Here is a 20031-nt window from a genome sequence, read left to right on the forward strand (position 1 = left end):
CTGGCTGTGACAAGTCCGATTCTGAATCAGATTGGCGCTGTTTTCATTCCTGTTAGTGATATTGAAAGGTCGAAGAACTGGTATTGCAGTTTATTGGGGCTTCCACTAGATGGTGAAGTGCTGTTCGGTCATTTGTATGTGATTCCAATGCAGGGGCCCGGTATTGTGCTGGACAGCAGAATCTTCACAACAGAAGCCGTACTGAAGGTTCCTACATTCCACCTGAACACAGAGGATATAGATGCAGCCTATGATTATGTCAAGGAATCCGGAGCAGAGCTGTTGACCGACATTGAGCATGACCACTGGTTTAGTTTCAAAGATCCTGATGGGAATATGCTAATGATATGCCGATGTTAAGGGAAGATGCAGATTAGTTAACTATATTAAATAACGCAGATAATTAATATCATTAAGTATCGTTAAGCCTAAAAGATGCCAATCGATTCTTTTGGCTATTACTGCACGAACAAAGGCGCTCCAAGTTGGAGCGCCTTTTGCAATGTTTAATGTAATTAATTATTCCGGCTGTACGTCCTGATATTCAGATCCGGTCTGTCCGATTTCAATCTCAACCTTGCGTATCCGGTGACGGTTCATTTCGAGAACGGTTAGTTTTACATGTTCATGAGTCACGCTTTTACCAACAGCAGGTTCCTCCAGATGGCTGTATAGCCATCCTCCGATAGTAGTGACCTCATCGTCATGCAGATCCAGACCAGTCAGTTCCTTAATTTCCTGGACAGAGACGTTACCGTCAAACAGGTAGTGGGATTCACTGAGCTTCTCGATATTGCGGCGTTCGTCAGCGTCGAATTCATCACGGATCTCACCGACAATCTCTTCGAGAATATCCTCAATCGTAATCAGACCGGAGGTACCACCGTATTCATCAAGCAGCAGGGCGATATGCACACGCTCTTTTTGCATGCGGGTCAGCAGTGTTTTCACTGGAGTAACTTCAGATACGGTGAGCAGCGGCAGAATCAGGCTTTTGAAATCGAATTCCGGATTGTTATCGTATTGTAAGTAAAGCTGTTTCGTATTGATCATCCCGATGATGTTGTCTTTACTACCGTCAGCCACGGGAAATCGGGTGTATTGCTCCTTACGGATGATTTCCAAATTCTCTTTCAGGGAATGGTTGGTGAACAGGCAAACCATGTCTGTCCGAGGTACCATGATCTCTTTGGCCAGCATTTCGTCGAAGGTGAAGATACGGTTTACATAGCCATATTCAGCTTTGTTGATTTTACCGCTCTCATAACTTTCTGAGAGAATCAGACGAATCTCATCTTCGCTATGCGCATCTCCATGCTCGCTTGCCGGCTTCATCCCGAACATGCGGACAAGCAGGTTGGCAGAACCATTCATCAGCCAAATCAGAGGGTACAATATTTTGTAGAACCAAATAATCAGCGGTGAGGTAATCTGACCGATTTTCTCCGGAATATTGATAGCGGCTGTCTTCGGAGCAAGCTCACCGACTACGACATGCAGGAATGTGGCAATAATGAATGCCAATGCAAAAGCAATGGGCTCACTCACACTGTGGCTGATATGGCCAAGGTCGAACAATGGAAGCAAAAGCTGCTCAAATGCAGGCTCTGCCAAAGCCCCGATCCCCAGTGCTGTAATCGTGATGCCCAGCTGGCAAGCAGACAAATATCCGTCCAGATTAGCTGCAACCCTTTGAACCGCCAAGGCATTCTTCTTGCCCTCCAGCACCATCTGGCTAATCTGACTGCCTCTCAGCCGTACCAATGCAAACTCCGTCGCTACAAAAAATGCGGTTAAAATGATCAAAATTGCCACAAGCGTCAAACTAAGTCCTATACCCATATAATCTTTACCATCCCTCTCGTTGTTAAAATAGGTTATACTCATATTATGAGTTCATATGAACTCATTGTACGAACTTTTCAATATAAAATCAAATGGCGAAGGGGTGCCATATATGGAAGCTTTTACACTCAGCCGGATAGAAATGTCTGAATTATTGCTGTCGCTGAACGGAGCTACAGAACGTAAACCGTTACATATTTTACAGGCTGCCTGGTCAAAATTTCATCATGAAGCAGTGGAAAATGGCTCGTCGCTCCCGGCTTTTCTGTCTACAGAGATTCCTCCCATTCTACAAAAGCTGATCAAAGGCGGGAAAGTGAAGGGGTTGTCACTTGGAGAAATCGCTACACTGGGCCACTTGATTGAGTATTCTACACTTTCAGCCACTTCTATGCAGAACTGGGTGAAACGTGATTTCAAAGAATACCTGGGCTCGCCCCGGGAGGGTAAGAAATATTCCGTTAACCAGGCAGCGCTTCTATTTATGATCGATGATCTGAAGGCAGCGCTTGATTTCGAGAGTATCCGCCAGCTGTTCCGGATGCTTTTCCTGGCACCTGAACGGGACGATGACGATCTGGTTGAACCAGCACAGCTGTATCATGCCTATGCGGAGCTTTTTGAGGAGATTAAGAGTAGTCCTGTGTTGCCGGACCAGGGAATCGCTGATCTCAACGCTCAACAGACTTACTCCTCTAAGGCAGACAGGGTGCTTAAGGCCTCGCTCGAAAATATGATGCAACGGTTGAACCATTTGACCAGGTCCCAGCGGCATGCCGTACGGAATATGCTAATGATTGCCGCTATCTCCGTCCAAACCTGCTATTTCCAGGCATTGGCCAGACAATACTGCAACGCAGCGTTATTCCTTGATTTTTGAACCCGGCAAATTTAGAATGTGTAAGTGATACAAGCAATAAATACCAGGTTGATTAGTCGGACTTAGGGAAGAGGTGCATAATGTTAAATAATATGTCGCTGCTGCAAAATCCAAAGCAAAGAAAACTGCTCTTCAGTGCCGGTCTCAGCTGGATGTTTGACGCAATGGATGTGGGAATGATATCTTTTGTCGTTGCGGCGCTTGCCAAGGAATGGGGCCTCGGACCGGAAAAGATCGGATATTTGACGAGCATCAATTCTATAGGTATGGCAGTAGGCGCAGCCGCTGCAGGTATTCTTGCTGACCGTTTCGGTCGTAAGTCGGTTCTACTGTGGACCCTCCTTATTTTCTCGCTGGCCAGTGGGTTATCTGCTTTTGCCGCCGGGTATGCCATGCTGTGCGTACTGCGTTTTATCGCCGGATTTGGGCTTGGCGGAGAGCTTCCTGTCGCCTCAACACTGGTCTCCGAAAGCATGCCAGCGAAGGAAAGAGGACGGGCGGTAGTTCTGCTGGAGAGCTTCTGGGCGGTCGGGTGGATCGTCTCGGCGTTAATCGCTTATTTCGTAATTCCGGATTATGGCTGGAGAATAGCTTTTGCCATTGGTGCGGTACCGGCCCTCTATGCGCTGTACTTGCGGCGTGCGATTGATGATTCCCCCCGATTTGCGGAGATTCAGAAGAAAGCACCTGTGCCTCTACGGAGCCGGATAGCCACCGTCTGGTCCGGTGAATATCGTCGTTCAACGATCATGCTCTGGATTTTGTGGTTCACGGTTGTTTTTTCCTATTACGGCATGTTTCTGTGGCTGCCTACGGTCATGGTGATCAAAGGCTTCAGTCTTGTCAGAAGCTTTGAATATGTGCTGATTATGACGCTGGCGCAATTGCCGGGATATTTCACCGCAGCTTATTTCATTGAGAAATTCGGCCGCAAATTTGTGCTTGTGATCTATCTTCTGCTCACTGCGGTCAGTGCTGCGTGGTTCGGAAATTCTGATACCGAGGGCATGCTGATGGCTGCCGGGATCTGCCTGTCGTTCTTCAATCTGGGGGCATGGGGCGGGATGTACGCCTATACACCGGAGCTGTACCCGACAGCCATCCGCTCAACAGGTGCAGGACTTGCGACTTCCTTTGGCCGCATCGGCGGGATTATAGCACCTACGCTAGTGGGCGTTATGGTCGGTAATGGAGTAGGGATCGGTTCGATATTCCTGATCTTTTTTGGGACTATTATTATTGGTGCTTTAGCTGTACTGTTCCTGGGCAAAGAGACCAAAGGGCTAGAACTCAGTTAATCCCAAATCTTCAGTATCAGGCTTGATGTTCATCCGTTAAGAATGCTAATATTAATAGTAAGATGTAGACAGCGTTACTTCATACCAGAAGTACACAAACGGTTCCTTCACTTCTGTGAACAGGACCGTTTTTTCGTAAGACCCGTATGGGGGTGGAGACTTGAGAAGAGACGGAAATGAGCCGCATTTTACAGAGCTGGTGTGGGAGAGCACGGAGCAGAATTTGCCGATCCCCCCTCGTTCTTCAGCAGAGGCCGGGGTCCCCAAGGCTCCAGCAGTCATACCGAAGAAAAAAGCGCCTGAAGAATCGACCATTCAGCTGCAGTTATGGGATATGGAAGAAACTCAGGAGCCGGTAACTACGACAGAGAGCCAGTTTGTCATCCGGGCCAGGGAACTGGTGGATCATAGGGAAGCAGCGGCGCTGTTTGTTCCTTTCAAAAGCTACTGGCCGACCTATGGTCATATGACCGGAGCACAGAGCCGATGGTATTTCTTTTGGCGTGATGAGGTCAGACAGGGCAGGTACCCTAAGACGGATCTGTCTTATATTTTTCTGCATGTCTATGAGCTGATTAATGGTGTGGGCTGGGACGAGCCCCAGGAGGGATACCGGCAGCTGAATCGGTTATGGGAAGCTTATCGGGAACAATATAAAAGACTTGATCAATACCTGGGCGGATGGATTGCGGATTTCTCATTCGTGCATCATCTGGAGGTTCCGTTGACGGGCATTGTCGCCCGTTCGCGGGGACTTGCCGGTGATCTGGCTGAGCTTGAACTGGTGCGCTGTTTGACTTCTGCACCGGAGCAGCTGACTTTTGAAGTGCTGACTGTCATGTCCGATTACGATATCAGCAAATCCAAATTCTATGCGGGAGAAGGAAAGGCGGCTGCAGAACGTTATATCCCGCAGGTGGTTGCCCTGATTGATGCCTATGTGACCCGCAAGCATGGCTCCAATCTGATCGGAATGTTTCCTCCGGGTCCGGCAGTAGTTCGTGAGCGTTACCTGTTCCGTAGCGCAGTGTATGACATCTCATTGTACGGCTATTCTGTTCTTGTGCCTGTGGTGCGGATTAGTAAATCTCCTCCACTGCGCAGTCTGATTACACGCCTGTTCCGGCTCACGGAGAATAAGCTGCGGGCACTGCTGGGTTATCGGGGCAGATTGAAGGATGTTAAGGTTGATGCCGATATGGAAGACTTGGTCAGCCGGTTTCTGCAGCGTGAATTCAAGAAGGCGGAACAGAAGGAAAAGGGCCCGGCGGTTATCATTGATCCCCGGAAGCTGGAGCAGCTTCAAAGCGATTCCGATATTGTGCGGACACTGCTTACGATAGAGGAGAGCGGGCAAGCCCAGGATCAGCTTACTGAGCTTAACGAGGATGTAGCAGGAGATGCGGGGATTCATGTGTTTGAAGAGACTGTTTCAATGGCAGAGCCGCTGCCAGATCCCGGCAATGATGATTCCGCGATCATGCATCAGTTCGCTGCTGCGCTGACTCCGCTTGAATTCGCCGTCGTCCGTGCTCTGGCAGAAGGCAAAGGAATGAATGCGGTGCACCATTTGGCTGCGGCCGGTGGAACGATGACTGAGCTGCTGTTCGATGGAATCAATGAGACTGCGATGGAACTTCTGGGCGATCTGCTGATCGATGAAGAAGAGCTGAACGAGGAATTGGTGCCGTTACTGCAATATTTGGGTGGGGTGAATGATTGATGAGTGTACTGAAGATACCAAAGCGGATGACCACTGCGCTGATAAATTCACTGACAGCGGGTGTTGTTCCGCGTATTGGTCTTGAGCATATCGCGGTGGGACGCCGTCCCGAGGTCGAGGCCATTCTCCGGGATATGGAGAATATTGCTGAAGGCGGTGCCGCCTTCAAATTGATAACCGGCAAATTCGGCAGCGGCAAAAGCTTCCTGCTTCAGATTATCCGCAACTACGCCATGGACCGGGACTTTGTAGTTGCGGATGCTGACCTGTCCCCTGAAAGGCGCCTTGTGGGTACCAAAGGGCAAGGCCTAGCTACATACAGGGAGCTGATGAGCCATCTGTCTACGCGCACACGCCCCGACGGCGGAGCGCTGGAGATGATTCTCCAGAAGTGGATCATAACCCTGCAGCAAGCGATTATGCAGGAGAAGGGCTATAGTCCGGATGCTCCTCAGCTTGGTGAAGAGGTGGAACAAAGAATCTATACTGTGGCTTCAGAAATGCGGGGTCTGGTGCACGGTTTTGATTTTGCGAAGGTGTTAGCTGCCTACTGGAACGGTCACAAGTTAGCCGATGATGAGCTGAAGCAGGATTCCTTGCGCTGGCTCCGCGGCGAGTTCGCCACCCGTACCGAAGCACGCAAGGCGCTGGGCGTCGGTGTAATTATCGATGATGACAACTGGTACGATTATATGAAGCTATGGGCGGAATTCACGGGTGCCATCGGGTATCAGGGGCTGCTGCTGTTCATTGATGAAGGTGTGAACTTATACAAGATCACGAACAGTATTTCACGCCAGAGCAATTATGAGAAGTTGCTGACCATGTTCAACGATACCATGCAGGGCAAGGCAGAGCGGCTGGGAATCTTTATTGGGGGGACACCGCAATTCGTTGAAGACGGACGCCGCGGGCTGTTCAGTTACGAAGCCCTGCGGTCAAGACTTGTTGCCGGACGATATGGCGGTACGGGTCTTAATAATTTTACCGGGCCGATTATTGCACTGGATATGCTCTCCCACGAGGAAATTCTGGTGCTGCTGCAGAAGCTACGGGATATTCATGCCCTTCATTACAGTTATGAGGCCAGGCTGACGCAGGAGCAACTGGTGCATTTCATGGAAGAAGCCGTAGGCCGCCTCGGAGCGGATGAGCTGCTTACCGCGCGCGAGGTGGTGCGCGATTTCATGGACCTGCTGCATACGCTGCACCAGCATCCGGAAATATCATTCGAGAAGCTTGTTGGCGAGCGGACACCTAAGACTGCCGACACGGAGCCGAATGAACTGGACGGTTTCCTGGCGGAGTTTGACTTATGAGCAGCAATCCGTTTTACAGGCTGGCTCCATTTATTAAGGAGTTCATCTATAAGAACCGCTGGGAGACACTGCGTGAGGCTCAGGTGGATGCATGCCGTGTGCTGTTCGATACACCGCATCATCTGCTGATTGCCTCGGGTACGGCTTCCGGTAAGACGGAAGCCGCTTTTTTTCCGGCGCTTACCCAGTTGTATGAAATGCCTTCGGCTTCTGTGGGGATTCTCTACATAGCACCGCTTAAGGCGCTGATCAATGACCAGTTCACCCGGTTGAATGACTTACTCCGCGAAGGGAATATACCGGTCTGGCACTGGCATGGGGATGTACCGCAGGCAGACAAGACGAAGCTGATGCAGAATCCCTCAGGGGTGCTACAGATCACTCCAGAGTCCCTGGAAGGTCTCCTGATGAACCGTCCTAATGCCATTCCGGCATTATTCCATGATCTTCGCTTCATTATAGTCGATGAAGTGCATGCCTTCATGGGAGCGGATCGCGGCATTCAGGTACTCAGCCAGCTCGCGCGCATCAACAGGATGGCTGGCTGCCACCCGCGGCGGATTGGACTTTCTGCTACACTAAGCGATTACGCTTCTGTAACGGAATGGCTGGCGGCGGGTACCCGCGAAAGTGTAGAAGTCTCGGCACCGCAGGGGGGGCGTAAGCTTCGCCTTAGTGTCGAGCACTTCTCATTTCCTGATGCGCGGGACGAAGTGCAGGCCGAGCATCTGGAGCGGGCGCGCCAGGCCTATTATGGTTTCATTTATGACCATACGCATCTGAAGAAAGCGCTCATCTTCACCAATAGCCGGACGGATGCCGAGGAGGCGATCCTGGAGATGCGGAGGCTCGCCGCGAAGCGCGGCGAGCGCGACGTGTTCCATGTGCATCACGGAAGCATATCCGCGATGCTGCGCGAGGAGACGGAGGCAGCACTCCGTCAGAGGACTGGCCCGGCGGTGGCAGCGGCCACGCTGACGCTGGAGCTGGGCATTGACCTGGGCGAGCTGGAGCGCGTACTGCAGCTTGGCGCACCCTATAGCTGCGCGAGCTTCGTGCAGCGGCTGGGACGTTCAGGGCGGCGGGGAGATGCCGCCTCGGAGATGATCTTCGTCACGCCGGAGGAAGAAGACGAGGAGGCTCAGCTTCCCGCACGGATGCCATGGACGCTGCTGCGGGCCATCGCCGTCATAGAGCTCTATGTGCGCGAGAAATGGGTTGAACCGCTGGTCGTACGGCAGCTTCCGGTAGGGCTGCTCTACCATCAGACGATGAGCATCCTGAAGAGCATGGGTGAAGCGGAGCCAGAGGATCTTAAGGCTGCTGTACTTAGTCTTCCTTCATTCAGCAGTATAGAGCCTGCAGATTATGATGCATTCATGGAATATATGATCGGAATGGGCCATATTGAATCCATGGATGAAGGCAACCTGCTGATCGGACTGGCAGGGGAGAAGATCGTTAATAACTTCCGGTTCTATGCCGTATTCAAAGACGATGAGGAACATGTGGTATATAACGGCACTGAGGAGATCGGTTCCATTACAACAGTGCCGCCGCCAGGCTATTGTTTCACCCTTGCAGGCAAGCTCTGGAAGGTGGAAGAGGTAGACAACCGCCATAAGGCCGTGTATGTCAAAGGCTCGCGCGGCAAAGTGGATACCTTATGGTTAGGTGCAGGAGGAGATGTACACACCCGCATTATGACCAAAATCCGTGAGGTACTGGGATCAACGGCACTATATCCTTACCTGGCCCCAAGTGCGGCTGCACGACTTGAACGTGCACGCCGTCTAGCGAAGGAAAGCGGTCTTCTTAAGCATTCCGTGCTTCCTGCCGGCGGCGATTCCATGTTCATCCTGCCTTGGGCAGGGAGCCGTCAGTTCCGGACTCTGGAACGGCTGTTGAAGAATAATCTCAAGGGACCGCTTGGATTGCGTTCCGTGACCCCCATGGAGCCCTATTATATGGTCGTTGCCGGGAAGGCAGATGCAGAAATGCTGGAACAGGAGATTATCACCGAAGCCACAGCCGCATCCAATCCGATCGCTCTCCTCGGGCCGGATGAAGCACCATACCTTGGCAAATATGATGAATTCATTCCGCATGACCTGCTGCGCAAAGCTTTTTCCCTCGACGGCCTGGATGTCCCGGGATTGGTAGAGGTGCTGAAGCAATGGGGGAGAACAGAGTGAAAACGATGTGTATGCAGTGAAATTGACCTATCCAAGCTTGTCTCAAGGATGGGCCGTTAATTCATATATTGAGATCCCCAATACTCCTGCTTTCTTGCGCAGGAGTATTTTTTTGGCATCCCTAGAAAAAACAAACCTTATTTCTGTAGTTCCCACCTTGTTGGAAGCGCTTAAGCAGAAGATAATTAACCTATCACGAACACAGGGGGCATTGATTCATGGTCAACAGAAAAATGAAGACAACATTCACCGTCGCATTAACTGCAGCAATGGCTTTAAGCGTTGCAGCATGCGGCAACTCAAACGACAACAGTAAGAACAACGCAGCGTCAAGTGCAGCACCTGACAGCACCAACAGCACTAACAGCGGTACAGCAGCGAACACGACGAAGAGTGACAAGAAGGTAACCATTACCTTCCAGAATATTTATCCCGATCCAACCACTCCGTCCTACAAAATGGTCCATGAGCTGACTGACCAGTATATGAAGGAACATCCAAACGTCACCATTGAACTGGATACACTGAATACCGACCAGCAAAAAGTCAAGCTCAAAACCCAAGCAGCTTCCAAAGAGGTACCGGACATTACCATCGTGAACCCGGCCGCACAAATGAAGCCTTTTGTAGATGCAGGATTGTTCGCACCACTGAACGATATGCTGGATCAGAACGGGCTCAAAGACACGTATCAAACGGGTCTGCTGGACTACTACAGTTTTAATGGCAATATATACGCCTTACCAGATGGCAATAACATCGAAGTGGTCTATTACAACAAAGACTTGTTCGCACAGGCTGGTATTGCTAATACCCCAACAACCTTTGAGGAAATGCTTAAGGACGTGAAGATTCTCAAAGACAAAGGTATTACGCCACTGGCTATCGGTGAAAAAGATTCCTGGACAGGTTCCTTCCTGTTCATGAACATCCTGCTCCGCACTAACGGCGGCCCTGGCTTCCTGCAGGATGTAATGGATGGCAAGAAAACCTTTGAAGATCCTGCTTTCGTAGAAGCTGTAGACGCATTCCAACAGCTGGTTCAAGCAGGTGCGTTCCCTGACGGTGCAACTTCCATTGACGCTAATGCAGGCGGTAACATCTTCAAATCCGGTAAAGCCGCTATGTGGGTGATCGGATCTTGGGAAACAGGCGCAGTTGATGCTTCTTCCGTGGCAGGTAAAGTAGGAGCGTTCCAATTCCCTACGGTTAACGGCAAAGGCGACCCTAACGAATTCATGCTTGCACCAGGCAGCGCATTCGCAGTATCTGCCAACAGCGAACACCTGCAGGAAACAAAAGACTTCCTCAACTTCTTCGCCAGCAATCTGCCTAAGAAACAATTTGAACTGAAAAATGCTGTAGGTCTTGGTCAAAAAGTAGACGGCGACTTGAAAGCAGCCGGTTACTCCGATCTGGCAATCACCATAGCCGGTCTGTTCAACCAAGTTAAGGGCGGCGACCTCTCGTTCGACAACACGATGAATCCGGCTACTTCACAGGTGCACCTCAGCAGTATCCAGAACCTGTTCGTACAGAAAATGGATTCCGCTGCAGTAGCCAAAGAACATCAAACCGCATTCGAAGCTAATAAATAAGCAGTTACCATCGTTCACTCTCGGTGCGAAGTAAGCTGAATCCGGCTTCTTCGCACCGATATTTATCCATGAAACAAAACATCTGATATAGACAAAGAATCTGCTTGTTTAGGAGGCGGGAAAGATGAAAGTACTGAAAGTGCCAGCACGCACAATAGCCGTCTTCGTGTTGCCGTGTCTGTTCTTGTACGTGTGCCTTGTGTTTATTCCCATACTGGTTTCACTGTATACAGGTTTATTGAAGTGGGACGGACTCTCGTCTGCCACATTTGTCGGATTCGGCAATTTCAAAGATATGTTTTGGAATGACCCGGTGTTCTGGCCATCTGTAAGAAGAACCTTGCTCTATGCTGTAGCTTCCATGCTGGAAATTCCACTGTGTCTGGGAATGGCTATTTTGCTTAACCGTTATGTCAGAAGAGGCAACACATTGGTTTCGATCTATTTTACACCAGTTATTCTTTCTGTCGTAATTATTGGACAACTGTGGAAAACGATCTATAACCCGGCCTCCATGGGCGGTATGCTCAACGGTGTTCTGATCTCTCTGGGACTGGACAGCTGGACACACAATTGGCTGACCGAGCCCAAAATTGCCATGTTCGCCCTTTATCTCGTATCCCTATGGCAGTTCTTCGGCTATCATCTGCTGATTCAGTACACAGGGGTACAGAATATTCCGGATGAACTTTATGAAGCGGCCAAAATTGACGGGGCGGATGGCTTTAAAGCGGATCGCTATATCACACTTCCGTTGATCGTCCCGATCTTTAAAATATCGATTGTACTGGCGTTTATCGGTTCCCTGCAGGCCTTCGATCTGGTTATGGTAATGACCGCCGGCGGTCCGGCTCATGCAACCGATGTCATCTCTACACATATGTACAATAGCTCATTTATGTCTTTGAAGTATGGCTACGGCAGTGCGATTGCCAGTTTCCTGGTTGTAGTCTGTCTGGTCTTTACCGGATTCATTAATGCGATATTCAACAGACTTGAACGTAAATTCAATTAGAAAAGGAGTGCGCGATCATGCAAAAATTCAAAAAAGGAATCGTGTATCTTCTTTTCGCAATTCCTGTAGTGACCCAGTTATATCCACTGCTCTGGCTAGTACTCTATTCACTGAAGACCAATGAAGAAATTATGGATGGCAGCTTTTTCTCCTTCCCCAAAACCTTTCAATGGCATAACTACAGTGAAGCCTATACTTCAGGCAGTTATCTGAAATACTTATCCAACAGTGTGTTCGTTACCGGCATTACAATGATCTGTGTTATTGTTCTTGCCTCCATGGTAGCTTATGCCATCTCGCGTTTCCGCTGGAAATACGGAAATATCGTCATGACGATCTTCCTAATGGGTATGATGATTCCGATGCAGGCTACGCTGCTGCCGCTGATGATTATTTTCAAGAACATTCACGTTCTGAATACTCATTTGTCGCTGATTCTGCCGTACGTTGCGTTCTCAACACCAATTGCAGTCTTCATCCTGTCCGGGTTTATGAGAGATATTCCCCACGAAATTGAGGAATCGGCATTTATTGATGGAGCAAGCGTATACCGGATTTTCCGCAGCATTATTCTTCCGGTGTCCATCCCGCCGGTGATGACCGTATGTATCCTGACCTTCATCAACATCTGGAACGAATACATCCTGGCAGCAACCTTTATCTCTTCCGAAAAGCTAAAAACATTACCATTCGGGGTATATACTTTTGTAAGCCAGTATTCCGTTAATTACGGTGACATCGGGGCATTCCTGGTCATGGGCGCGCTGCCGGTTATCCTGATCTACTTCTTCCTGTCCAACAAAATTACCAAAGGAATGGTAGCGGGTGCTGTCAAAGGCTAATCGTCGTTGCAAAAAAAATTGGTAAAGATTTATAATAGGAAACGGCAGAACAGGGTGTTGAAAGGAGAGAGTCCTATGAAAAGCGGCTTTCATTCCATCCATCATCGGTTGTTCTTGCTGTTTCTTTTTTGCATGTCCAGTATTCTGCTTATTGTCAGCCTGCTCTACTATAACCGGACTACGGTACAGTTGCATGAGAAGATTAGTGATTTGTCGCAAAAGAACGTCTCCCAGACGGCAGGGTTGTTCACCTTGCTCTACAAAGGATATGACTCTCTGTCCAAATCACTCAGCAATAACTTCGAGATGATTCGATTGATTAATGAAACAACGGATGAACCAGCAGTGGCTTACATCAATGAGCAGACCGTCACCAACATTATCGGTTCAATATTTTATTCACGGGATGATCTGGTGGGCATCCATGTCATCACGGACAAAGGAAAAATCTATAATTACGGCAACTATATGAATGTCGTAGACCCCAAATATCAAAGTCAGGACTGGTACAAACAGCTTCAATCCTCTTCAGGCAAAATGGTCTGGCTCGGTGTGTATCAGCATTCGTTAATTGACCAGGTGGAGGACAGCCCGGTGTTTGCTTTTGGCCGGCAAATCTATGATCTGAATGAGCACAAACCAATTGGCATTGTTCTCTATGAGACGAATCCACAGCCTGTTCTTGACGCTTTGGAGAACCTTAAGCTGGGTGTGCACAGCCAGGTGTATTTGATGTCAGAGGATGGGCGGTTTGTGACCTCAGCAACAGATCCGGCTCCGGTAAGGGAGACTTTGCCTTCCTTGCAGAACTTCCAGCATGAGAGTGTGCGGCAGGAATCTGGGCGTCTGGTGGTGGCTTCCCGGCTTTCTTTTTCCGGATGGTGGGTGATGACTATTACCCCGGATAAGGATCTCAATGTGGAACTGAAAGAGATGAAGCGCTATTTGCTCATTGTCATCTCGATTCTGATCTTCGTGTCGACGTTAATCGCTTCTATCGTGTCACAGACGATCTCCTCACCGCTGAAAAAGCTGATCCGCGAGATGAGGCAGGTGGAGGTCGGCAACTTCCGGGGGATGGTCAATGTGTCGTCCTACCAGGAGATTAATATTCTCGTTGCCTCCTTTAACCGGATGGTCCGGCGGATTGAGGAACTGATTGAACGCGTGAAACTGTCCTCTGTGAGTGAGAAAAATGCTGAGCTGCATGCGCTGCAGTCCCAGGTCAATCCGCATTTTCTCTACAACACACTGGATATGATCTACTGGATGCTGGATGAGGAGGGGAATGAGCAGCTCGGCGAGCTGGTGCTTTCCCTCTCATCAATGTTCCGGTACAGCAGTCAGTGGGAGGATGCAGCAGAGGTTACGCTGCGCGAAGAGCTGGAGCAGATTGGCCATTATCTGATGATTATTTCCATCCGCCTGGAAGGAAGGCTGCAGATTGTGATGGATATTGACGAGCGCTGGCTGAACATCCGTCTTCCGAAGATGACCGTTCAACCCGTGATTGAAAACGCAGTTAAGCATGGACTGGAGTCTCTGGGCCGCCAGGGTATTCTGAAGGTGTACACACGCGAAGAGGATTCCATCCTGCAATTGATTGTGGAGGACAACGGCGACGGAATGACAGCAGGGCAGCTGGAACGCCTACTACAATCCCTGAACGGGAATAGTCCCAAGGAAGGCAGTAAAGGCGGGATTGGACTACAGAATCTGCACCGGCGCTTGCAGCATATGTTCGGAGAAGAATACGGGCTGCACATTCAGAGCTTTCCCGGAGAAGGAACCCAGGTTGCTATTGTGCTGCCGATTAGGTTGGAAGGAGATAACTTAACGTGAATATTCTTGTAGCTGATGATGAAAGGGTCATCCGCGAAGGCATCATACGCACCATCGGACAGATCAGTCCGGATCATCAGGTGTTTGTGGCGGCTAAGGCGGAAGAAGCGGTCAAGATTATGGAAGAGCAGCGGATTCACATCGTTCTGACGGATATTTTGATGCCAGGAATGAGCGGGCTTGAATTCATGAAGATCTCCAAGCGCAGATATCCCTACGTGAAATGGGTAGTGATCTCGGCCCATAGTGAATTCTCCTATGCGCAGGAGGCAGTACGTCTCGGGGCGAGGGATTATCTGCTTAAACCCATTGGCAAGAGCAAGTTGCTGGAGATCATCACGAATCTCACTCTTGAAATTGAGCAGGACAACGATATTTCCCGGCAGGGAGAGAGGCTGAAAGCGAGCCTGCGGTTTCTGCGGGAAGGCGTCTTTCAGCGTCTGGCCTCAGGGCTTGATATCGGTAATCTGGACATAGAGCCTTTTATTGAGGATTATAAACATTTCTATATGGTGATGGTGCAGCTGGATTCTGCGGACAGAAGCATACGGCTGGAGCATTTTATTGTGGAGAACGTACTATCAGAGCTTATTGAGCTGCATGGGCGGGGTTTTGTTGTCAGCTATGACCGCCAGAGTCTGCTTGGACTCATTACCTTGCGGGAGGACGCCGAGATTCAGCAGTTTCTGGAGGAGGTCAAAGACCATCTCACCCATTATTTAAAAATCCCCTTTCAAATGATCCACTCCGGTCTCAGCTATGACTTCAGTACAGTCCCGCAGGTCGTCAAACGGATGAGGGAAGCTTCGGCTCTTCAGGCCCTGGAGCTTGAGCCGATGAAGGGGAGCGGTGAAAAAGCGGTAGATGTGGCGCTGCACTATATCAAGGAGCATTTCAATGAAGACCTGTCTCTCGAAAAAATGGCTTCGGTAGTATTCCTGAATCCGGCATATTTCAGTCAACTGTTCAAGCAAAAAACCGGGCAGGGCTACAAAGACTATGTGACTTCGCTGCGGCTGGAGCAATCCAAGCTGCTGCTGCTTAATCCCAGACTAAAACTGGCTGAGATCGCCGAGCATGTGGGGTATCAGGACATGAAGCATTTCACTCAGATGTTCCGCAAAAGGTACCAGTTAACCCCTACCGAGTATCGCCAACAGCAGAATATCAATATTCTGATGAGTAAAGGAACGCCGCTGTCATAAAGAACACACTGATAATCCAACTAAAAAAGGAAGCGGATGCCGGTTTCGAAACCGGTGTCTGCTTCCTTTTTGACTGCATGTCATGCTGCTGTGTAAGGTGGTTTAGATGTTGTTGAAGCTGTTAAAAGCATTATATCCGCCATCATAGTCGTTCAAGAAAATAACTGCAATAATGACAATGGCAATAATAACGGCATAAATAATCGTGCCAACAATTCCGCAGACCAGCCCTGCAATAGCCATGCCTTTACCTTGTTCGTTACGTGTGCGGATCTCTTTGAAAGAAATCGCGGAGAGAATAATCGCAATAATCCCGAATATCAGACCAATATAAGGAGATACAATGGATAAGATTCCGAGCACCAGGGCGGCAACGGATTTGCCGTTTGTCTTGGCAGGCGCGGGTGGCTGCGTGTAATATTCCTGATTTCCAAATTGCGGGGGTTGATAACTCATGTGATAGCTCCTTTTATGTGTTTTGTGAATAATAGCTCCAGTGTATTATATAATATTTTCCAACTGGAGATGTGCGCATTCCACTATTTATTTATATCGGTTGAACTATGTAGTTTATTCAATTTCCAGCAGAGAGACATTTTTCAGCAGGTTTATGCGCAGTTTTCCCAGAATCCTGTCGTACTGGATCATATGAATTCACCTCCTGTCCGTTAGAGGATCCAGAATCGGCCATTTCTTCAATATTACTATATAATCCTCCAATTGACCTTAATAATTTTGATGAATAGGATCGGTCTATGCCAACATGAAAAGACTGCACGTTCGTCCAGGGATGGCGGAGTGCAGTCTTAATCTTTAGCTACGTTTCATTTTTGGTAACACCATTTAAGCTTGCTACGTAATCGGCAGCTTTATTGTTGCTAACCATTTGAGGTTCCTCAGTGAGATGATCGTGATTTTGCTGATTGTTCTTCTTATCCGCACGATTATTGGCGCGGTCGTGTTTGGGATCGGCACTGTTTTTGGGCATAACGTTCACCTCCATCTCTTTGAACTTAGTATGAGACGGTGTTTTGTATTTTATCCCAGCATCTTTCCGGCAGGCTGCCATAATAATTATGCCCATGGACATTCTTTTTTCATTGGATATATAGGAAATACTTGCATATATGTAATTATCATGGTAAATTATAAATATAAGTTTGGGATTCATTTTGGGCCCAATAGTTAATTTAATTAGCTGTAAATGTAAGGCGAGAAGGAGCATTTCCCCCAATGCTCCTTTTTGTTATGTCCAGTTGTTCGTATGGAGATTTCTTTTCGATTAATGTTTCTTTAAGAAATCAGAGGTACACTTAGTGTGATACGAGCCATAAGGTAGGATAAGGAGAGATAGCATGCACCAATTATTGAACGCTATAACCGATGCCGCTCTGAATCTTGTAAGTACGCTTGGAATCTGGGGAATCTGGATTGGGATGGTGCTGGAGAGCGCCTGCATTCCCATTCCAAGTGAGGTGATTATGCTAAGCGGCGGGCTTCTGATTGCCAGAGGAACGTTGTCCTTTCCAGAGGTCGTGACCGCGGGAGTACTCGGCAATCTCGTTGGATCTGTTGCGGCATTTTATGTGGGGGCTCATGGTGGCAGAAGATTGCTGGAGAAGTATGGTAAGTATATACTCTTCAATTCCCGCCATCTGGAGCAGTCTCAGCGCTGGTTTGACCGTTATGGAGAGAGTACGGTGTTCTTCACAAGGATGATGCCGTTTATCCGGACCTTCATTTCTTTGCCTGCCGGAATTGCCGGGATGAAGCCCGGGAAATTTATTTTATTCACTGCACTGGGTTCCTTGCCATGGAATATCGTGCTGGTGTATCTGGGATATCGCCTTGGTGACAATTGGACAATCGTCGAGCAATATATGCGGCCTGTGAGTTATACCCTTTGCGGTGCTGTTGTTGTACTGATCATCCTGTGGCTGGTGCGGAGAAGCAAAGAACGTACTTCTTAGCGGTTATACACACATTCTAATCCTCCCGCAGCATTATGCGGTATTCACTGGGCGACATGCCGCAGTATTTGCGGAACTGTCTGGAGAAATACAATGCATCGTTGAAGCCGACGGATGAAGCCACTTGGTCAATGGTGAGAGTACCTGATAGTAGACTTTTGGCTTTGTCCATCCGCATCTTCAGTAAATATTGCTTGGGGGAGAGGCCTGTTTTCTGTTTGAAAGCCTTGGACAGATGCGCACGGTGATAGCCGAGTGTTGCCGCCATATGATCTATGCTGATTTGTTGATGGAATTGCAGAGAGATCCAGCGGATGGCCTGATCGATCTGCCGGTCGATGATTTCCGGCATTTCCATGGGTCTGGCAGGCAGCATGGACAGGTTATCCTGCCCGAAATGGTGAAGCAGAAGCCGAGTCCATCCGGATGCTTCCAGACTTTCCAGACGCGGATAAGCAGACTGCCGGAAGGAGAGACGGATCCGTTCGTACAGGCTGTGCAGCTCCCGGATGTTCTCGGATTGCAGCAGCGGGCGGTCCCTTGTAATGCCGATATCGGATAACAGTCCGGATACCCCTGTACCTTGAAGCGCCACCCAGGCATAATGCCAAGGGTTAAGATCATCCGCCTGATAGCTGAAGAGAGAGCCTGGAAAGATCACGAAAGTGTCGCCGCTCCTGCACTGCTGAGACGCAGCGCTGCTCTGGAAGCAGCCCTCACCCTCCAGAACCGTATGGATCAGATAATAATCATGGACGGAAGGTCCGATTTTATGACCGGGATAGGGCTGGCCTTCACCGCTGAACAGAACAGCCAGGTCCTGCTCCTCAGGAAGCAGATTGAAGCCGGCGGTAAAGGAATAATGCTCAGGAATCATGGATGATCCACCTTTATATCAAGAGTGTGACACACTATTGTCAGGCTACAACAGGTTTGTTCTAAATGCAACAAGTGTCCATAACTCTCTTAAGTCTGAGCAATCAGGCTTTTTTTGTTGTGGGCTTAGCAGTGGGTGATTAATAGCTTAGAGTGAAACCTAGACATGAGAAGCAAAATATTGAATATATTTGATCCGCAAGGATTTCTTCCTGGTACACAACTTTCTGCTGCTGTTAGTGCCCTATTACATAATTATGGGCTATAGCAATCTGGATGCCTATACGATGTTCACACTGCCTTTTTATCTCATTGGAGATGTGACAGGGCAGATAAGTGAACCGGTTGAATACGTTAACGTAGATCCGGCTGCGCAGTCCCTGTAGGGAGTGGCGCAGCCGGTTTTGTTTTTATAAGGCACGCATAGCTTTTTCACATGGTATTACCTGCCCTGATCCATTTGATCTACATAATCCTTGGCATCCTTCAGCGATAAATTTCTCGCTTCACGGAGGACCTTGATCGCCTGGATCTTCTTGCCTTCAGCCAGCAGCAGATACAGCCTTCTCTCCAGATCCGGAGCAAATTCCATGTTCTGCACATGCAGAGGTGTTGGTGTATCCATCCTTGGCTTGACCAAGCCTCCGTCCATTCCTGAGCGGCTATGGATCCGCTCTAGCTGTGATTGCAAGTCGTTAACCCGTCTGCTGAGGGTCATTACCCTTAGCATTAATAAGCTCGAGAGAGCAAGTGAAGCGATCGGAATCCAATCTGTATTTTGCAAGGAAAGAGCCTCCCTATAGGTCATTGGTATATACTCTATTACTCAATACCCGTCGAGCTCAGTAATGAACACACTTGAAGGTTCTAATGAAGAATGTCATATCCCTTCAGTATATATCATGATATTTTGATCAAAAGTTTCTGGAATGTAGCAGAGGGGGGTTGGATATGATTACTCCACACACACTTGAAGAATACTATGTTAGAATTGGCAGGCTGAAACAGAGATATTTGCAGGAGCGTTTTGAGGCGGATCTGCCCACATTTGCCTCCCACGAAGAGGCTGCTGGCTGGTTCCGCAATTTGTTTGCAGATAACTTCATCTTCGTGGAAGAGATGGATGCGCCCCATTCCGGGAAATACTACCTCTATGACATTATTCATGACAGGGAGATTTGGGAACGCCGGCAGTTAGATTTAAGAGAGAAGGGCACAGCCAACGGGCTTGGTATGCTTCTCTGCACTCAGAGAGTGGATATTTATGAGGATGGCTCCGTGCAGCTGGGATTTTGATTATATTTTAACGAGTTATGCAGGTCAGTAATCAGAAATGATTATTGGCCTGTTTCATTTGACTGTTAGAAAGATGAAGGATATGCTTATCTTATAATTAGAAACCTAACTATTTTGCGTTAAAGGA

General features: G+C 48.7%; 19 protein-coding genes. 14 read left to right on the forward strand and 5 right to left on the reverse strand.

Going from position 1 to position 20031, the window contains the following annotated elements; genetic code table 11:
• The first annotated feature begins 6 nt into the window (after nucleotides 1–6).
• Nucleotides 7–360 (forward strand): VOC family protein, encoded by a 354-nt coding sequence (locus ACAN54_RS02730; protein WP_379152172.1) that lies wholly within the window; start codon nucleotides 7–9, stop codon nucleotides 358–360.
• Nucleotides 361–519: 159 nt separating this feature from the next.
• On the opposite strand, the gene ACAN54_RS02735 is transcribed toward ACAN54_RS02730, so the two are convergent.
• Entirely contained in the window at nucleotides 520–1842 is a 1323-nt protein-coding gene (locus ACAN54_RS02735) for a hemolysin family protein (RefSeq protein WP_379154125.1), read from the reverse strand.
• A 115-nt stretch (nucleotides 1843–1957) separates the two neighbouring features.
• Here ACAN54_RS02735 and ACAN54_RS02740 point away from each other — a divergent pair, with 115 nt between their 5' ends.
• The 10 genes from ACAN54_RS02740 (at nucleotide 1958) to ACAN54_RS02785 (ending at nucleotide 15762) form a co-directional block, all read left to right on the forward strand.
• Complete coding sequence (locus ACAN54_RS02740; RefSeq protein ID WP_379152175.1) at nucleotides 1958–2725, forward strand: DUF1836 domain-containing protein; 768 nt, start codon at nucleotides 1958–1960, stop codon at nucleotides 2723–2725.
• Nucleotides 2726–2805: 80 nt separating this feature from the next.
• Nucleotides 2806–4023, forward strand: coding sequence for an MFS transporter (locus ACAN54_RS02745; RefSeq protein WP_379152178.1), 1218 nt, complete (start codon nucleotides 2806–2808; stop codon nucleotides 4021–4023).
• A gap of 160 nt (nucleotides 4024–4183) precedes the next feature.
• On the forward strand, nucleotides 4184–5746 hold the full coding sequence (locus ACAN54_RS02750) for a TerB N-terminal domain-containing protein (protein ID WP_379152181.1): 1563 nt from the start codon (nucleotides 4184–4186) through the stop codon (nucleotides 5744–5746).
• Nucleotides 5746–7065: an ATP-binding protein gene (locus ACAN54_RS02755; protein ID WP_379152185.1), complete on the forward strand. Its 1320-nt coding sequence runs from the start codon at nucleotides 5746–5748 to the stop codon at nucleotides 7063–7065. The genes ACAN54_RS02750 and ACAN54_RS02755 overlap by 1 nt, the downstream gene beginning before the upstream one ends.
• Nucleotides 7062–9260: a DEAD/DEAH box helicase gene (locus tag ACAN54_RS02760; protein ID WP_379152188.1), complete on the forward strand. Its 2199-nt coding sequence runs from the start codon at nucleotides 7062–7064 to the stop codon at nucleotides 9258–9260. The genes ACAN54_RS02755 and ACAN54_RS02760 overlap by 4 nt, the downstream gene beginning before the upstream one ends.
• A gap of 218 nt (nucleotides 9261–9478) precedes the next feature.
• Nucleotides 9479–10858 (forward strand): sugar ABC transporter substrate-binding protein, encoded by a 1380-nt coding sequence (locus ACAN54_RS02765; protein WP_379152192.1) that lies wholly within the window; start codon nucleotides 9479–9481, stop codon nucleotides 10856–10858.
• 124 nt (nucleotides 10859–10982) lie between these two features.
• On the forward strand, nucleotides 10983–11873 hold the full coding sequence (locus ACAN54_RS02770; RefSeq protein ID WP_379152195.1) for a carbohydrate ABC transporter permease: 891 nt from the start codon (nucleotides 10983–10985) through the stop codon (nucleotides 11871–11873).
• Nucleotides 11874–11890: 17 nt separating this feature from the next.
• A complete protein-coding gene (locus ACAN54_RS02775) occupies nucleotides 11891–12715 on the forward strand; it encodes a carbohydrate ABC transporter permease (RefSeq protein ID WP_379152197.1) in 825 nt (274 codons plus the stop codon).
• Between the two features lie 75 nt (nucleotides 12716–12790).
• Nucleotides 12791–14557: a cache domain-containing sensor histidine kinase gene (locus ACAN54_RS02780; RefSeq protein WP_379152199.1), complete on the forward strand. Its 1767-nt coding sequence runs from the start codon at nucleotides 12791–12793 to the stop codon at nucleotides 14555–14557.
• Nucleotides 14554–15762, forward strand: a complete 1209-nt coding sequence (locus tag ACAN54_RS02785) for a response regulator (protein WP_379152202.1) — start codon at nucleotides 14554–14556, stop codon at nucleotides 15760–15762. The genes ACAN54_RS02780 and ACAN54_RS02785 overlap by 4 nt, the downstream gene beginning before the upstream one ends.
• Nucleotides 15763–15864: 102 nt before the next feature.
• Here ACAN54_RS02785 and ACAN54_RS02790 read toward each other — a convergent pair whose 3' ends face one another.
• Both ACAN54_RS02790 and ACAN54_RS02795 read right to left on the reverse strand, forming a co-directional pair.
• A complete protein-coding gene (locus ACAN54_RS02790; RefSeq protein ID WP_379152205.1) occupies nucleotides 15865–16218 on the reverse strand; it encodes a DUF4190 domain-containing protein in 354 nt (117 codons plus the stop codon).
• Nucleotides 16219–16579: 361 nt separating this feature from the next.
• Nucleotides 16580–16933, reverse strand: a complete 354-nt coding sequence (locus ACAN54_RS02795) for a hypothetical protein (RefSeq protein WP_379152208.1) — start codon at nucleotides 16931–16933, stop codon at nucleotides 16580–16582.
• A gap of 184 nt (nucleotides 16934–17117) precedes the next feature.
• On the opposite strand from ACAN54_RS02795, the gene ACAN54_RS02800 reads away from it, so the two are divergent.
• Entirely contained in the window at nucleotides 17118–17732 is a 615-nt protein-coding gene (locus ACAN54_RS02800) for a DedA family protein (RefSeq protein WP_379152211.1), read from the forward strand.
• Nucleotides 17733–17748: 16 nt separating this feature from the next.
• On the opposite strand, the gene ACAN54_RS02805 is transcribed toward ACAN54_RS02800, so the two are convergent.
• Nucleotides 17749–18609 (reverse strand): AraC family transcriptional regulator, encoded by an 861-nt coding sequence (locus tag ACAN54_RS02805; RefSeq protein ID WP_379152214.1) that lies wholly within the window; start codon nucleotides 18607–18609, stop codon nucleotides 17749–17751.
• Nucleotides 18610–18865: 256 nt separating this feature from the next.
• Here ACAN54_RS02805 and ACAN54_RS02810 point away from each other — a divergent pair, with 256 nt between their 5' ends.
• A complete protein-coding gene (locus ACAN54_RS02810) occupies nucleotides 18866–18994 on the forward strand; it encodes a hypothetical protein (RefSeq protein WP_379152217.1) in 129 nt (42 codons plus the stop codon).
• Nucleotides 18995–19050: 56 nt separating this feature from the next.
• Here ACAN54_RS02810 and ACAN54_RS02815 read toward each other — a convergent pair whose 3' ends face one another.
• Nucleotides 19051–19392, reverse strand: a complete 342-nt coding sequence (locus ACAN54_RS02815; protein WP_379152220.1) for a ribosomal protein L7/L12 — start codon at nucleotides 19390–19392, stop codon at nucleotides 19051–19053.
• 167 nt (nucleotides 19393–19559) lie between these two features.
• On the opposite strand from ACAN54_RS02815, the gene ACAN54_RS02820 reads away from it, so the two are divergent.
• On the forward strand, nucleotides 19560–19904 hold the full coding sequence (locus tag ACAN54_RS02820) for a hypothetical protein (protein WP_379152223.1): 345 nt from the start codon (nucleotides 19560–19562) through the stop codon (nucleotides 19902–19904).
• Nucleotides 19905–20031: the final 127 nt, after the last annotated feature.

Source organism: Paenibacillus diazotrophicus (assembly GCF_042610465.1).

Excerpts from the sequence above, each read along its gene's own strand:
- ACAN54_RS02760 (WP_379152188.1), top strand. The coding sequence starts at position 7,062 with ATGAGCAGCAATCCGTTTTACAGGCTGGCTCCATTTATTAAGGAGTTC.
- ACAN54_RS02735 (WP_379154125.1), bottom strand. The coding sequence starts at position 1,842 with ATGGGTATAGGACTTAGTTTGACGCTTGTGGCAATTTTGATCATTTTA.
- ACAN54_RS02820 (WP_379152223.1), top strand. The coding sequence starts at position 19,560 with ATGATTACTCCACACACACTTGAAGAATACTATGTTAGAATTGGCAGG.
- ACAN54_RS02745 (WP_379152178.1), top strand. The coding sequence starts at position 2,806 with ATGTTAAATAATATGTCGCTGCTGCAAAATCCAAAGCAAAGAAAACTG.
- ACAN54_RS02800 (WP_379152211.1), top strand. The coding sequence starts at position 17,118 with ATGCACCAATTATTGAACGCTATAACCGATGCCGCTCTGAATCTTGTA.
- ACAN54_RS02770 (WP_379152195.1), top strand. The coding sequence starts at position 10,983 with ATGAAAGTACTGAAAGTGCCAGCACGCACAATAGCCGTCTTCGTGTTG.
- ACAN54_RS02775 (WP_379152197.1), top strand. The coding sequence starts at position 11,891 with ATGCAAAAATTCAAAAAAGGAATCGTGTATCTTCTTTTCGCAATTCCT.
- ACAN54_RS02765 (WP_379152192.1), top strand. The coding sequence starts at position 9,479 with ATGGTCAACAGAAAAATGAAGACAACATTCACCGTCGCATTAACTGCA.
- ACAN54_RS02755 (WP_379152185.1), top strand. The coding sequence starts at position 5,746 with ATGAGTGTACTGAAGATACCAAAGCGGATGACCACTGCGCTGATAAAT.
- ACAN54_RS02795 (WP_379152208.1), bottom strand. The coding sequence starts at position 16,933 with ATGAATCCCAAACTTATATTTATAATTTACCATGATAATTACATATAT.
- ACAN54_RS02780 (WP_379152199.1), top strand. The coding sequence starts at position 12,791 with ATGAAAAGCGGCTTTCATTCCATCCATCATCGGTTGTTCTTGCTGTTT.
- ACAN54_RS02740 (WP_379152175.1), top strand. The coding sequence starts at position 1,958 with ATGGAAGCTTTTACACTCAGCCGGATAGAAATGTCTGAATTATTGCTG.
- ACAN54_RS02805 (WP_379152214.1), bottom strand. The coding sequence starts at position 18,609 with ATGATTCCTGAGCATTATTCCTTTACCGCCGGCTTCAATCTGCTTCCT.
- ACAN54_RS02790 (WP_379152205.1), bottom strand. The coding sequence starts at position 16,218 with ATGAGTTATCAACCCCCGCAATTTGGAAATCAGGAATATTACACGCAG.
- ACAN54_RS02810 (WP_379152217.1), top strand. The coding sequence starts at position 18,866 with ATGGGCTATAGCAATCTGGATGCCTATACGATGTTCACACTGCCTTTT.